14 protein-coding genes are annotated in these 14,045 nt (G+C 56.7%); 4 read left to right on the top strand and 10 right to left on the bottom strand.

All coding sequences use genetic code 11. From position 1 onward, the window contains the following. Positions 1–6: 6 nt before the first annotated feature. Both AC4CWH_RS26440 and AC4CWH_RS26445 read right to left on the bottom strand, forming a co-directional pair. A complete protein-coding gene (locus AC4CWH_RS26440) occupies positions 7–2,484 on the bottom strand; it encodes a relaxase/mobilization nuclease domain-containing protein (RefSeq protein ID WP_234614140.1) in 2,478 nt (825 codons plus the stop codon). A 3-nt stretch (positions 2,485–2,487) separates the two neighbouring features. Then, the gene (locus AC4CWH_RS26445) at positions 2,488–2,892 is read right to left on the bottom strand and encodes a DUF6290 family protein (protein ID WP_234614142.1); all 405 of its coding nucleotides are present in this window, start codon (positions 2,890–2,892) and stop codon (positions 2,488–2,490) included. Between the two features lie 542 nt (positions 2,893–3,434). Between AC4CWH_RS26445 and AC4CWH_RS26450 the strand changes: the two genes are divergently transcribed. The 4 genes from AC4CWH_RS26450 (at position 3,435) to AC4CWH_RS26465 (ending at position 5,803) form a co-directional block, all read left to right on the top strand. Next, positions 3,435–4,139, top strand: a complete 705-nt coding sequence (locus AC4CWH_RS26450; protein WP_234614144.1) for a ParA family protein — start codon at positions 3,435–3,437, stop codon at positions 4,137–4,139. A 76-nt stretch (positions 4,140–4,215) separates the two neighbouring features. After that, a complete protein-coding gene (locus AC4CWH_RS26455) occupies positions 4,216–4,587 on the top strand; it encodes a hypothetical protein (RefSeq protein WP_234614146.1) in 372 nt (123 codons plus the stop codon). Then, complete coding sequence (locus AC4CWH_RS26460; RefSeq protein WP_234614149.1) at positions 4,584–5,006, top strand: hypothetical protein; 423 nt, start codon at positions 4,584–4,586, stop codon at positions 5,004–5,006. Before AC4CWH_RS26455 ends, AC4CWH_RS26460 begins: the two co-directional genes overlap by 4 nt. 254 nt (positions 5,007–5,260) lie before the next feature. After that, complete coding sequence (locus AC4CWH_RS26465) at positions 5,261–5,803, top strand: helix-turn-helix domain-containing protein (RefSeq protein ID WP_233109146.1); 543 nt, start codon at positions 5,261–5,263, stop codon at positions 5,801–5,803. Positions 5,804–5,852: 49 nt separating this feature from the next. On the opposite strand, the gene repC is transcribed toward AC4CWH_RS26465, so the two are convergent. The 8 genes from repC to AC4CWH_RS26505 form a co-directional block, all read right to left on the bottom strand. Next, entirely contained in the window at positions 5,853–7,091 is a 1,239-nt protein-coding gene (gene repC, locus AC4CWH_RS26470; protein WP_230175102.1) for a plasmid replication protein RepC, read from the bottom strand. A 191-nt stretch (positions 7,092–7,282) separates the two neighbouring features. After that, positions 7,283–8,296, bottom strand: coding sequence for a plasmid partitioning protein RepB (gene repB / locus AC4CWH_RS26475; RefSeq protein WP_234614153.1), 1,014 nt, complete (start codon positions 8,294–8,296; stop codon positions 7,283–7,285). Further along, complete coding sequence (gene repA / locus AC4CWH_RS26480) at positions 8,293–9,507, bottom strand: plasmid partitioning protein RepA (RefSeq protein ID WP_234614155.1); 1,215 nt, start codon at positions 9,505–9,507, stop codon at positions 8,293–8,295. The genes repB and repA overlap by 4 nt, the downstream gene beginning before the upstream one ends. 226 nt (positions 9,508–9,733) lie before the next feature. Further along, positions 9,734–10,603: an ArdC family protein gene (locus AC4CWH_RS26485; RefSeq protein ID WP_234614156.1), complete on the bottom strand. Its 870-nt coding sequence runs from the start codon at positions 10,601–10,603 to the stop codon at positions 9,734–9,736. Between the two features lie 221 nt (positions 10,604–10,824). Next, complete coding sequence (locus AC4CWH_RS26490; protein WP_234614157.1) at positions 10,825–11,889, bottom strand: Fic/DOC family protein; 1,065 nt, start codon at positions 11,887–11,889, stop codon at positions 10,825–10,827. Positions 11,890–11,954: 65 nt separating this feature from the next. Further along, a complete protein-coding gene (locus AC4CWH_RS26495; RefSeq protein ID WP_102022172.1) occupies positions 11,955–12,161 on the bottom strand; it encodes an antitoxin VbhA family protein in 207 nt (68 codons plus the stop codon). A gap of 119 nt (positions 12,162–12,280) precedes the next feature. Further along, entirely contained in the window at positions 12,281–12,613 is a 333-nt protein-coding gene (locus tag AC4CWH_RS26500; protein WP_102022171.1) for a DUF736 family protein, read from the bottom strand. 35 nt (positions 12,614–12,648) lie between these two features. Then, on the bottom strand, positions 12,649–13,815 hold the full coding sequence (locus AC4CWH_RS26505; protein WP_491322566.1) for a ParB/RepB/Spo0J family partition protein: 1,167 nt from the start codon (positions 13,813–13,815) through the stop codon (positions 12,649–12,651). Between the last annotated feature and the right edge of the window lie 230 nt (positions 13,816–14,045).

Raw genomic sequence — 14,045 nt, forward strand, 5'->3', positions numbered from 1 at the left:
GACACTTTAGCGATCACGGTCGTCCCGATTACGCTCCCTCTGTTCAACCTGTTCACGCTCCAACTCATCGAGACGAGGAATGTGCTGTTGCGCGGGATCAGTCCGAGTGGTCTCGCCGCCCCGCTGGGCCGCTTCCCAATCTCTATTTACACTTTTCTGCTGCCTATGAGTAGCGTCCACCGTCTCAGCGGGCTGGTGAGCCTCACGCTCCGCTTGCCCGATCGGACGTTCCTCTTCCAGATCCACCCTGAGATCGCGTTGGCGATCGTCGGCAGTATCCGCAGTTATCGGCTGCTTGTTTGACTTGTTTTCGTCCCCACGCTCTTCATTGCGCTCAATGGTCTCGATCTCCGCGCGCAGTTCCGGATCCTCGTTGGCAACATCCCGCAGATAGCCGTTTCCGGAAGCAGCGAGTTGAGCTGCATGATGAAGCGAAGCCTCAAGGCCCTTCTCATACTGCTCTCGGTTTTCGTCTCCGAGCTCGCCGGCTTCGATATGGGCGAGGCCGGAGCGATAGTGTTCCACATTTGCCATCGCATCGTTACCGGCCTCAACGACAGCCTCTCCATGCTTGGCAACAGCTGCCTCCCTCTGGAGGTTAGCATTCGTCTGCTCTTGCACCTCGGATGCCGTTCTTTCCGGCGCGGCACCACTTTCTCTGGAGACGTCGCCAGCAGCGTTTCGTCCATCCTGCTCATCAAGCCCACGCTCCTTCATTTCGAGCATCTGCCTGCGCAGATCGACAATCTCGCGAGCGAGGGAGGAAACTTCTTCGAAGCCTGACCGGTCCTCTGAACCAGCGCTGCGCTGAAGGTTGAACAGAGCCGTTTCAACCGTCTTTTCGTACGCTTCGAACTCTGGGCGTGTCTGCTCGCGCATGTCCTTTGCCTCCGACAACATGTCTCTGATTGCTACCATGTTGGAGCGGTAATCACCGCCAAAATCCGCATGAATGACCGAACCAGCAGGCGCTTGATCCACTTGGGCAAGGCCGTTTTCCAGATAGGAGCGATGCTGAGCGGCGTAGGCCGCAACCACTGTGTCGCCGGCGTTGACTGCAATCTTCTGCCAGGTCTCCTGCGCTTTTAGGATGTACTGGCGGCTCCTCTGGCTCGTCGCCACCACGCGTCGACCAGCTCGCTTTGCGTCATATCGCGCCTGTGCCGGATCGCTGGTGCCTACATGCTCGGTTCGACCGTCATGCCTGACGGCGCGAACCTGATTTCGCGTGAAGGCTGGCGGCGTAGCGAACTCGCGCCGATCGGTCATTTCCATATTGATGCCGTGGTCACGCGCCTTCTCGGCCATGACCTCACGCCATTGCCGGAAGGTGGCCGGAGTCGTCTCGATCCGATCGCCCGATTCCGAACGCATGGTAACGATTGCATGGGCATGAACATGCGGCCGCTTGCCCCCCTCCCCTGCTTCTTTCGGATCGTTCTCCGGATCGTGCATAGCGAATACGTACCGATGGCCCGCAAACTGCTCAGCCAGGAAGTCGCGAACAGCTCCTTCGAACGCGACAGCATCCGTGCCGGCACGCGCCGACATGATCACGTGCATCACGTCACGGCTCTTGCGGCTGTGCAGCTCATCCCGCCATTCCTTTTGCACCAGGTCGCCCGCAGCCTTGTCATCGGCAATCGAACGCCCCTGATCGTCTCGAACGTCGTTCCGCTGCGCGATCAGGTCTCGCAACTTGGCAGCGCCAAATTCCACGCCGTTGCCATAGCCTGTGAACGAGAAAGCCGCGGGGGCCTCTTTCGCAACGGCGCTGGCGTGGAAACGCTCCTGAACGATGGCGGCCGCCTTCGCGTCAGCCGTCAGCCGCTCGCCCTGCCCGCTGCGCAACACAACATAGCCCTCGACCTTCAGCGATCCATCGTTTCGGGTTTCGACAGAGTAAGCGTACCGTCGATCACCAAAGCCACTGCTGAGAATGTCCCGCACCTGCTCATGCGGGTTCGAGCCGCCGGAAACGCTCACCTCGACGCTAAACGCGCCGATATCGCGGCTCTCGGTCCTGTTTTGGAAAAGGTGATCCCAATCGCCACGGAGACGCGCCAGCTCCTCACGGCCACGCAACGTCTCGCCGTTCTCGTTCTCAACCTTCAGCTCCCCCCCTCTGGAAACATAGTTGAGCATCGAGCCGACGCGGGCGCCACCACCGTAAGAAGCCAGTTTGACCACGGCGGGCTGGCTCCCTTTGGCAACGCTCGCAAGACGAACGTCCATTGATCGCATAGCACCCGAACCGGCAGTCATCGTCCTCGAAGGCGATGACATGTTGAATGCCGAAGTCCTTACCCCTCCCCTAGATCCCGACCCGCCCTTAGACATCCCAACCTGGTGCTGCAGATTCTTCAGTCTCTTCTCAAGCTCTTCCTCGACAGCGCTCCCACGGCCGCCGAGCGTCATTTCATGCAATAGCGCCGCGCGCCTTTGCTCCCATTCGCTTGTGAAAGTGCCGAAAAAGAACTCCACGGCCTACACCTCGCCTCGGCGCTCATGCCCGGCACGGCGCGAAAGTGTCCGCAGCTCACTCATTACGGCCGCCTGAATCCGCTGGACGTTGCCAAGGTTGATGTCCAGCTCTGAGGGATGGACACCCTTTCCTGCATTCAGGGAGCGGGCGACCTGATTCAAATTGATGCCGATCATCCGCATGTCTTCGAGCAATGCGGCCATGATCAACCTGTCTTCCGCAGTCAGAATAGGTCGAACGCCAGCACCCTCGAGGAGCAGAGAACGGAAAAAAGCAGACACACTCATACCGGCCGACTTGGCCGCTTCTTCGATAGCCGAATGCTCTGCATCGCTGACGCGGACGTTGATGAGACGCCCCTTGAGTTGCTTGGCTGTCGGCACTTCGATCGTGTCTTTACTCGTCAATCAATTAAGCCTTCCCGGAGCCTTGCGACCGTCATCGTGGGCTTGTCCCACGATCGTGATGCAAAATGTAAAACATTTTTGCGTATCCTGCCACTCTTTACCTAAAGCGATACTCCATAATTTCAACCAATTTCCACCTCTTGACTGGCTCCGCTTCGCTTCGCACCCTTTCCGTTGGAACGCTCACCAGGGTTCACCGCCAAAACCGCTTCTGAAGGCCTTTGTCTGTCCCTCGTACTCAGGCGAAAGGGACGCTTCGCTCTTCGCCCTTGCGCCCTCCGTGCGAGCGCCAAGTGAGGCCTCACGCGGCTCCGGGGTTCACCACTCGACCCAGACCTTGTAAAAACCACACGACTAACTCGTGTGGTTTAATCGATGTCCTAAAACGTGCGTTCACACGCATGTTTTGATCTTAACGTGCGTGTGAACGCATGTTAGGTTTGCTTCGATGTGAAGATGTTAACGACGATACTGATGTGCCGATTGAACCCACGTCGGATCGCTAGAGGGCGGGGGAACCGTTAGACTGAGAGGATCGCGCAATGACAATCTGCATATCGCTGGTAAGCGGCAAGGGTGGAGCGGGCAAGACAACCGCCGTAATCCTGGTCGCTGGAGAATATGCGCTTCATGGTAAGCAAGTGCTCTTGGTCGATGCCGATGGCCGGCAAAACCTGAATGAGTGGTGGTCGCGTTCCGAGGCTAAAGACAACAGGCCAGACGGCATTGAGCTTCGCACGGCGGTAACCAACGCATCACTTCAGCATATTCTGGAGAACGAAACCGCCGGGTTTGACGTCGTGTTGATCGACTCGCCCGGTCAAGACACCGTGCTACGGGACACGATCATCGCCGGCTCGCAGATCGTTATGACGCCGATCCAGCCAAACCAAGACGAGATCCTTGCTGCTGGCCAGGCAGCAATGGACGTGGCTGACGCCTGCGATCGTACCGGGCGAAACATTCCACATCTCAACTTAAGAACCCGGATTACTCTCCCGGGGCGTTCACTGGAAGCCTACCGCCTGATCCGCCCCTTCATCGCAAACTTGCAGGAACAGGGATATGATTCATACCTCCTGGACACTGAGCTTTATGAGCGAAACCCATACCGCGACATCAGACTTGGATATGGGACGCTGCAAATGCTGGAGCTAAGCGACTCAGTCAAAAAGGCCCGGAGCGAGGTCATGGCCTTGATGCAAGAAATTGAACGTTTCCTGCCGAACGAGCAGAAGAGGTCGTAAGATGGCTAAAGGAACTTCCAGCATATCTGATTTCCCCGTTGCACCGCGACGGTCCCGGGGGAATGTACCCAATCCAATGTCGCAGCCGGCTATAGACAACGAAGCAGAAAACGCGGTCGCCAGCCATCAACCGGACGAGGTCGCTGTCGAAGAAGCTCCCGCTCAGGTACCAGCCGTTCACGTGCCCCCAAGATCAAGTTTGATTTTGCCCTCACCGGAGGCTCGCCGGGAGAGAGCGACGAACAAGTCGTTGGAGCGTGAGGCGTCCAGAATACGACTGCAGGAGCTCAAGCAGAACAAGGCGCGCGAGAGCAAGCACTTCGTCAATTGCCCTCTTGATTACGACACCAAGAAACGCTTGGAGCGCGCAGCCTCTGAGAACGACTTAAAAATGACGGTGATCGTCAAGGCCGCAATCGACCAGTTCCTGAAGGATAATGGTTATTGATCCTCGACCTTCGATTTCTGGCCGGGGTGGCCGTGGGCAGCGTCCTCGGACTGATGATCGCCCCCGACCGATTAGAAACGGCGGGGTTCTACCTTCCGACGATCACGGGAAATATCCCCGGAATTAGCTCATCTGCACCAGAGTCGTTTAAACAGCCTGATTGGCCAACCAACGAACACGCGAAACGGGAGCTGTTCCGGTTCGCGATGTGGGACTTTGAGACATTTGGGCCGAAGTCTCATATTTCGATGACTAGATGCATCAGCATCGACCAGCTTTCCTTGGCTTGTGAAATGCGCGTGAAGCTGAGCTGGATCTCCGAAGAAAGAACGGTCGAAGGCGTCTTTGAATCCAGCGCCCACAGCTGGAACCTGATCGCTGCGAAAGCCGTGAACAGGAATGCTCCCGCTGGATCTTGAGGTGATGGACAACGCGCCCTGGTTTGCGGATTTTATATCGAGGAGATCAGCATCCTGGCATTCATTCCCCCCACTTTTGTTAGGGCTTTGTAACTGGCGCGCAGGATGACAGTGCCTTAATGGCACGTTATGGTGCGTGATATCTGCCACAGGCGGATTTGGGGACTGAGGGAATACCGACTGTGCGGAATCTATCCGACTATATCAAATCAAGGGAACTGGTTGAGACTACAGATCCAGATTTCCAGAGACCCTTGTACCGCAAGGAGGGATTCGACGGCATAGTCAGCTTCGGCGAGATCGACGCAAAACTTTCCGCATTCCTACTCGATGAACGCGCGAAAACTGGTCTGACCCAGAGTGATTTCGCGACCCTGGCTGGTCTCGCTCGAGTGGTCTACAGCCGCTACGAACTGAACATTTCGCGACTGACCGTCTCTCGAATGATTCACCTTTCCGAGCTCCTTGGGTTCCTGCCGATGCAGATGATTCATGCCGCTGCACCTCATCTCTACGGTAAAAATCCTGAAGAGGCCGATGATCGTGTTGAACTCTTCAGACTCATTCATGACCTCCCGCATGACACCATACGCAGTTTGATCGGTATAGTTGGCCAACTGACGCCTAAGGATGTTCTTGAAGCTCGGCAAAAAGCGGAAGCGGAGGCCGAAGCACAAGCTGAGGCCGAACGCCAACGACTGACTAGAAAAGCGGCGAGAGTCAGCAGGAAAGGCCGTCCCCCTGGCCGGCCACCAGGTCGAAAATCATCCAAGGTCGATACCCCGACAGACGATTGAAGAACGCAAAGGGCCGTCAAGTGATGGCCATTTAGGAACGCGTCGTCCCTCACCCCGTTTTCCGATCGCTGTTCGCATTTGCACGCATCAGCGACATCAGCATCGGTCCCAGTCCGAACTCCCCTCCCCTCGCCCGGCGCGTGAGATCGCGGAGATATCCACCTGCCGAATTGATATGCCCTGCCCTCTCCAAGATTGCAGCCATGGCAACCGCCGCGTTCTCCGGCCCCATCACCTCGCAAGCCTCCTGGTAAGCCGACGGGCTAACACCAAGCATTGATCGTACCACCACCGCGGCGCCCATCAGCTCGCGCCAATGGGAGATCGTGCCGCCGGGCCCGTAGTCCGAAATCTGCGGGCAGGCTTTCAGGACCATCGACAGCGGGAACGCCTTCATCTGTTCCGGCTTTGCCAACGGCTGAGCAACCGCTTTGGGTGCTACTTCCAGCTCGACGGCTCCGCCCTGCTCTTTTCCAGAGCTAGGTTCAAGTTCATAGATGGATTCGGGTTTTGAATTCTGTATGTGGCAGCCATTTTGAACAGCATTGCCGTCCATATTTTGAGAATCTAACTGATTTTCCAGAAGGTTGAGGATTTCGGTGCGCAAAAGCTGCATCTCGTCGAGGATTGCCTCCACCTGGCGACGGTCAGGATTGCGGGGAAGTCGGCTGATAATGCCGACATACATGTCTTCGATGGCTTCCCAGTCGCCGTCAGCCCCCTCCTCCATCGCGGCGGAAATTAGCTTGCGTACATCACGCCGGCAGATAGTCAGCGCCTCTTTAGTTCGTCTGAACTGCAGGCGCTCAGCAGCGACTTCCTGTGCCAGTGCTGCAAGTTCCGCAGCGCGAGCCAAAAGTGGAGAAAGATCGAATCCAAAGGCCTGCTCGATATCGCCACCCTTGTCACGGTGAGCGTAGCGCTTGCCGTTCGGACTATCCTTGCGCTGGATGAGCCCGGCTTCGACCAAGGCAGCCAAATGCCGCCGCAAGGTCGTTCCGGTAATGCCGTGCGCTCTGACAGACAGCTGGGCATTGGATGGAAAGACCACCAATCCACTATCGCAGTTGAGCTCGCTCTCTGGATAAAACGTCAGCAATGCGTCCAGCACAGTCAGCGCCCTGTCCTGGAGGCCAAGGCGTTCACGGGCCTCACAGGCGTCGCGAAACACTTTCCATTTTTCGACCGGGCGGTTTGGTTTCGTCTCGGACGTCTGGAGCTGCCTCTTTACAAGAGCAAGCACAGCCGGCCGCCGCCCAAAGGGCGTCGTCACATTTCCCGTCTGCATATTCCTTCACCTTTCTTCAGGCAAAAGAAATCCGCTCACCAAAACGATGCCAAAGACTCTTGACTGGGATTCATGGAAATGCGATTCTCGATCTTGCTAGGAATTGAGAGAGGCTTCCATGACGGAAACGTTTTGGGGGCCTTTTTCTTTTGTCGCGGTCTCTCCTCTTGACCAATTAACGAGTGTCTCGATCACACCTCTTGGTGAGTTGGATCGGAATGATTGTTGTATTCGTTTAGAAGATCAGGCATTCGGTCCGCCAGCCAGCGCGCGAAAGCGCGTTCCTGCTTCGGGATTGAGACCGTAGTTCCAGCCGAATTACTCTTCATGCGGCCAAAAACTCGGTCACCCACGGCGAAGTCAACAATCTCTTCAGTTGGTTCCGCAGTCACTTTGTCGGCTGCAGCACTTGCAGCTCGTATCGCTTGGGCAATACGGCTGGAGCTGTCAGCGCCTCGAAACTCGACCGTGTTGATTATCTTGCGAACACGTGCTGCGCTGCTCGGATCTTTCAGCAACTCGGCAAATGCGGTCCATTTCGGTCGACCAACTCCTTTTGCTCTACCGATCGCAAGAATGATGTCTTCGGGAACCGCCTCCGTCACTCGAAACAGATGCGATATTGCCGCTTCTGAAGTTCCCAAGATTGGGCACATGGCGCGATGGGAAAGGCCAGCACTTTTGAGCTGTACTGCCCACATTGCCTGCTCGATCCAGGTCAGGTTTTCCCGAACACCATTCTCAAGCGATTGCTCTTCAATCAATTGCCGATCGGAAAGCTCTCGAACATACGCTCGAATCTTTATGGTCTCCGGTCGATCCGCTTCTGTCATTATGGCCTTGATCGCCGCCCATCGACGGTACCCGTAGGCAAGCTGATAATGATCCGATTTCGTCGGATGCGGCCGAACGAGAACCGGAATTTTTTGGCCTTCGCTTGCGATAGAAACCTTAAGCGCCTCGAGCTCTTTGGCCGCATCTTCGTCGTTGCCAAAGCGATCTCTATAGGGGGAGCGGTCGATACGGTCAGGATCGAGTGAAATGACACTATCTTCGGTGAGCTGTGTCAGTGCTCGGCCCACATTGGAAATGACAGGTGAAGAGTGCCGCCGCGCCAGCGAGTGCTTGTCAGACGCGTCCGACACCACAGTAGATTCTGTCCGGTTTTCGGCGGCCGCCATTCGCTGAAGGATGCTTTTCTTCATGTGCTACGCCCCCAAACTTTGTGAACGAGGTCGAGGATTTCGGAGTTAACTCGATCAGCGCTCTCAATTGCACGCTTCAACGCTTCACGACCGACCTCGCCCGACTCAAGCTCGTATAGGGTCTTCTTCGCTACCGCTGCACCGGCGATTGCCGTCGATTCGAGCGCCTCCGCAACGAGTACATCATCACCAAACAACCGGCGCATGACTCCAGACATGTACTTCTGGGGCCCGTCATTCGGGTTCACGCGAGTGAGCAGGAAACGGAAAAAGTCATGCTCAAATTTAGCTCCAAACTGCCCCAGAACTTCCGATAGATCGGAGATCATGATCAGGAACTGATTGCACGATGCAACGTCGAGCATCGCCGGATGAACGGTAATGATTAAGGACGTGGCTGCGTAAAGAGCGGCGAGCGTCGAGTATCCAAGGGACGGTGGGGTGTCGATGATCACGATATCGTATCGATCATCGACACGGGCCAGGGCGCTGCTTAACCGCTCGAAAAACAAACCCAAGTCATCTCTGGTTTTCGAGGTCAGATAGGATGGGGTATCAAACTCAAAATCCATTAGCTCCAGATTTCCAGGAACTAGATCGACACCCGGGAAATAGGTTGGCCGGATCACTTCAGCGAGCGGCCGCCTCTCATTGTCATATCGAATGGCTGCATAGGCTGTCTGGTTCTCGCCGAGATCGAACTCGGGCTGAATACCAAATAGCGCAGTCATCGATGCTTGCGGATCAAGATCCAGACACAGGACCCGATAACCCTGAAGCCCTAGAAAATGTGCGAGATGGATAGAAGTGGTTGTCTTGGAACTACCACCTTTAAAATTGGCCGTAGCAATTACCTGAAGCTTTTCTCCTTTGCGACGATGCGGGAGCAGTTCGCCAGCTTCGTCCGGACGAAGTTCGGCCAAGAATGCCCTCAGTTCCTTGACCTGTTCTATCGTGTAGGTTCGCCTATTGTTTTCTGCACGCTCGGGCAAAGGCCCCTTCCCTTCCAGCGTCAACTGGCGAAGAGTACTTTCCGGAACCTTGAGTAACCGCACCAGGTCCAGGGTTGAGAATGTCCGGCCAAATGTTTTCTGCGCAGAGGGTGGATAGACAGCCTCACGCATATCGTTCAGCTCCGCAGAGAGTTTCGAGGTGTAGACCCCGATCTTCGACGCAGTGTCTCTGACGCTCTGAGAAGTTGGCTGCAACATTCAATCCTCTTGACGGTTCTGACCACTTTACGAGATCATTTCCGTCAGAGATGCCAGACTGACTCCGATTCTTCAAGGCGTTTTTCGCTAACAAGAAGTTAACGCATCGAGGTGCCCGACTTTACAGTTGTAAAGTTTTTGGTCGATACGCATCAAGGATGCCCGACTTTACAATTGTAAAGTTTTGGGTCGATGCGCATGAGGCCCGACAGTTATGCCAGGGGCCCTACCCTGTAGAAGAGCTGAACTGTCGCAGATAGTCAGCGACTGCCTGAGCCTTTGCGGCGGCAGTGATGACTGCACGTGAATCCTGCTTGAGCACCTTGAGCCAGTTTTCAACGTAAGTCGCGGTGTTGTCTCGCGGATCATGCTCGATGCCAAGATCGGCGCAGACGAACGCGGCTGAGATCTCGGCAACAAGCTCCTCCATGGCGTAGGCCTCACTGCCGAACCGCCCACTCAGGTCACGGCCCAAACGTGCCTTTGCACCACTCCAATGAGAAATTTCATGAAGAACAGTGCTGTAAAGGTGAACCTCGCTGAGGAACCGCCCCCGATCCGGAATCAGAATGTCATCGAGACCAGGGCGATAACAAGCCTGCTTGCCGCCGTAGGTGATCTTCGCGCCAGTGCGATCTATGAAGGATTCGACGTTTTCGAGAACTGGAACGGCATCCATTGGCACATCATCGGCCGGGCTCTTGAAGCGGTCAGGCAGGTTGTCGATCTGCTCGACGTTGAAGACGGTGTAGCCCTTGAGATAGGAGACTGCGCGATCGTCCGCCTCCTGCTCCTTCGGCGTGAAGGTGCCGTACTTGACGACGAGGGTTCCTTGTTCGCCCTTGCGGACCTGAGCGCCAAGCTCCTGAGCCTGCCGGTAAGTCATCCATGTGTTTTCGTCGTAGCCGGCGAGTTGCCCGGAGAGCCACAGCATGACCACGTTGATGCCGCGATAGGCTTCGCCGGAGGCACGCAGCGGCGTAGCCGACCTGCGAACATTTCCGTGCCATGGCCGAATCCAGGGCTTGGTGCCGGCCTCGAGCTGCTGGATGATGGTGTCGGTGATCCGCTGGTAGGTGTCCTTTACGCTCTGCATTGCCGTCTCCTGTTCGTTGGTTGACGGCAAAGATCCGAAGATAGCGAAACGAGCCCATGCACCCGTAGGGCCGCAACGGAGTGTAGGACCGCGCAAGCGGTTGAATGGGTGAGGGGCTATCGTAGTTTGTCCGTCAAACCATCCAACGGACAGGAGAGGGCGCTGAGCGTAGGCACCCCGGCCGACGATACGGGCCCTCACTGCAGCGACAGGGCCGCAGATCAGCGCTCTCGGTCGTCTTGGTCGCGGTTTCGCTGGCGATCGGCAAGCTGCTGCGCTTCGATAGCCTTAAGCTCGGCATTGATGTGCTGCGACTGAGGCTCTTGGGCCTTTTGCTGACCTGGCTGCGAATGGGCATCTTGGACCTGTTCCGGCCGACCCAGAGTCTTGAAATCAGATCTTGCGGTGAACCTAACTTCCTCGTCGTCAGCAGGTATTTGCTCGGGGAGATCAGCACGATCTACGGCCACAATCCCCTTTTCGGTCACGAGGCTCGCTACTCGATTGTCATGGCCGAGAACCTGGCCTTCGATCACTTCGCCCTGGCGGGCCGTGCGGATATTGTGCTCGAACGGTTTCTCGCCAGCCTGCTCAAGATCGGACATGGCACTGTGGATCGCCTCGCGGCGGTTAGGATCCATTGCATCCTGGATGAGGTGCTTCATCGCCGGACTGGACGGATCATTCGTGGTGTCAATGGATGCCTCGATCATGCGAGGTTTGGTGATGACGGTCAGATCGATATCATGCCCATAGGTGCGGCCCAATGAGACCACCAGAGCTTCGTTTGCCCTTCCATTGCCTTCGCGAAAGGCATGAACATAGTTCAACTCAGATAGGACGTGAGCGGCCTTCTCGGCGAATTGCTCGGGTGTGGCGGCTCGCAAGCCCTGAACGTCTCTAGCAGGCCTCAGCGCCTCGTTGAGACCCATTTCGATGCGCGAGCCGGGGAGGAAAGTCGTATCGCCCTTCGAAAGCCCGCCTACCGGCTCTACCCGATGCCCATCGACGACAGGACTTTCATTGCGCGTGTGTCCTGCCCATTCATAGATATCTTGAAAGATGTAGCCGTGCAGAGCCTTCAGATGCGCTGCGTCGTGATTACCGGTAGGGCCTTTTCCCTCGGCCAGCTCCGTAATCCTTGAGTCCGTAATCGCGTACTCGGCTTCGCGCAGTTCTGAATAGCTCCTGATATTGAGCTTGTTCTTCAGAACATCCTTGTAATCCTCATCCCCTGACGTGTTGGGATAGGTGTAGGAGCCTTTGGCTTCATCATCGCGGGCCAAGCGAAACCTCATGCAAAAAGGCCGCCTGAGTTCACAGGCGGCCGCTATAAATGTCTAGGTGATGATCAAGGCCGCTTGAATCGGGCCAGCATCTCTTGGCGCATTTCCTCGGAAGTGATGTCCCCAGCGACGTAGCGGGCCTTCGCTTCTTCCAAGACCGGGTCACCGGTGTAACCCTGCCGCATATTCGCAGCGCGTGCCTGATCTGAAGCCTTCTTCCGTGCTGCAACAGCTTCCGGAGAGCGATCGGGGCGAGGGGCATGAACGTTCATTGGCAGAGCCTCCAGTTACTGTTCAACTTAGCACAAAAAGAGCCGAATATCCAGCGAATGCGGACCAAGCGGCTCTTTTATGGTGGGAGCCCGATCGGAGATCGGGCCTCCGAGAGCGATCAATCGCGGGGTTCCCATTCGATGATGGCCTGCAGTGCCACGTCATCTTGGCCGGGGTAGCGGCCCAAGTTGGCGTTGAAGCCGAGGCGCTTGATGGAGAGGGTGTAGTACGGCTTCCCTTCTCCGCTGGTCTTCTTCCAGATGCCGCCAACTTCGATGTCGTGGCCGCGAGGTGACTTGGCATAGACGCGATGCGTCGGAGCCTTTTCGTTGGTGGAGTCGAAAGGTGTAACCTTGATGTCCAGGTCCCGGTCGATGGTGGAGATGAGGCCGGTTCCTTTGGCATTGTCGATGTCGTCTTTGTCGAACTGGATGAAGTTGGTCATGCTCATGTTAATCACTCCTCTATGGTGGTTGCGATGATCGTTCATAAGGCACGGCGAAAAGCGGTGCGCACCGTAGGCCGGAGCGCAGCGAAGGAGGCTGGACGGGGACAAATTTTGTTTCGCGAGGAAGCCGAAGGCGGGGAAAATTTGGAGACGAACGGCTTTGCGCCAACCGCGTCGCCGTGCGAACGGGCATCAAGAGCAACCACTTTGGAGGTGTGGGGCCTGAGCGCTTGCAGCAATACGTCACCTCGACAAATGGGACATCGGCACAGGTCAAGGGCGGGATTGTGCTGAATGCAGCCGAACCAGCAGCCTGAAACAAGAGGCTGGGGTAGGTCCAAGCGCTGCGGGTAAACCCGGGCCATCTGATAGATGTTATCCGGCTGCTGAGCGCACCACTCGACCCATTTCCAGCCTTCGGCCTTCACGGCTTCCGCCTCGACCTCCAACTTCTCGGCAACCAGCTTTTCCAGCAAGCCGCTATCGCATGCAAACCCGCCTCCCTGCTCGGCAAACAGGTCGCGGCGCACTGGACCGCCAGCCGCCTCATAAACCTCTAAACCGCCGATCAGCGCGAGCCGCTTGTCGCTTGCAGGGACTTCATCCACGGCGAGACGGCGCTTGATTGTGTTGGCGCTGCGATCCCATGAGGGGAGGGCATTCCAAACCTCTTCCTGTCGAGCGTGATCGTCGGTGATGGTGAAGGCGGCAAGCTGCTCAAAGGTCATATCCTCGGCGCGGAACGCCGCGAACAGGACAGGTGAAACCTTCGCCAGCGCAAGACGGCGATTGACGATGATTTCGGTTGTCCCGAACCGGGCGGCGATCTCCTTGATGGACTTGCCCCCATCGAACAACGCTCTGAATGCCTCGAACTGGTCGGCGGGGTGCATTGCTTCCCGCATCACGTTCTCGGTCAGGCTTAATTCCGTGGCGTCACCCGCCTCCCGGACAATGACATTTACAGCGTAGTCAGCCGTGATCTCGCCCCGTTCGGCCAGAAGATTGAGGGCTGCAAGGCGGCGGCCGCCAGCGGTTACGAGGTATCTCCCCTTGGATGCCTTGCGCACCACAAGGTTTTGAATGACGCCATTGGCGAGGATCGAGGCCGACAGGCTCTCGATGCTCTCCTTGGTGTAAGTCTTCCGGACGTTCTTCGGGTCTGCGTCCAGCTTGTTCAATGCTATCGCGATGATGTCGCTCATGGTCTCTTGCTCCAGTTTTTCCCGTTTCCCTTGGGAGCAAGCCCCGCTAGTGGGCGAAGCCTCTGCCTTCGTTTTCGAAGGATGTGCCCCCACATCCGGCGGAACGAAGGGGGAGGGCTTGAGCCCGCTCCCGTTAGGACGCGGATCGGGTCATGGGGCGGGAGGAAGGAAAAACGGAAGGTTTGCCGGCCTGACGGCGAAAGCCGTTTTTCCTGACGAGCGACAGCGCT

It is taken from the genome of Neorhizobium sp. PAMB6716 (assembly GCF_058242805.1).

What these genes read in the sequence shown, in the direction of transcription:
- AC4CWH_RS26505 (WP_491322566.1), bottom strand. Translation starts at nt 13,815, where the DNA reads ATGAGCGACATCATCGCGATAGCATTGAACAAGCTGGACGCAGACCCG.
- AC4CWH_RS26450 (WP_234614144.1), top strand. Translation starts at nt 3,435, where the DNA reads ATGACAATCTGCATATCGCTGGTAAGCGGCAAGGGTGGAGCGGGCAAG.
- repA (WP_234614155.1), bottom strand. Translation starts at nt 9,507, where the DNA reads ATGTTGCAGCCAACTTCTCAGAGCGTCAGAGACACTGCGTCGAAGATC.
- repC (WP_230175102.1), bottom strand. Translation starts at nt 7,091, where the DNA reads ATGCAGACGGGAAATGTGACGACGCCCTTTGGGCGGCGGCCGGCTGTG.
- AC4CWH_RS26455 (WP_234614146.1), top strand. Translation starts at nt 4,216, where the DNA reads ATGTCGCAGCCGGCTATAGACAACGAAGCAGAAAACGCGGTCGCCAGC.
- AC4CWH_RS26500 (WP_102022171.1), bottom strand. Translation starts at nt 12,613, where the DNA reads ATGAGCATGACCAACTTCATCCAGTTCGACAAAGACGACATCGACAAT.
- repB (WP_234614153.1), bottom strand. Translation starts at nt 8,296, where the DNA reads ATGAAGAAAAGCATCCTTCAGCGAATGGCGGCCGCCGAAAACCGGACA.
- AC4CWH_RS26495 (WP_102022172.1), bottom strand. Translation starts at nt 12,161, where the DNA reads ATGAACGTTCATGCCCCTCGCCCCGATCGCTCTCCGGAAGCTGTTGCA.
- AC4CWH_RS26485 (WP_234614156.1), bottom strand. Translation starts at nt 10,603, where the DNA reads ATGCAGAGCGTAAAGGACACCTACCAGCGGATCACCGACACCATCATC.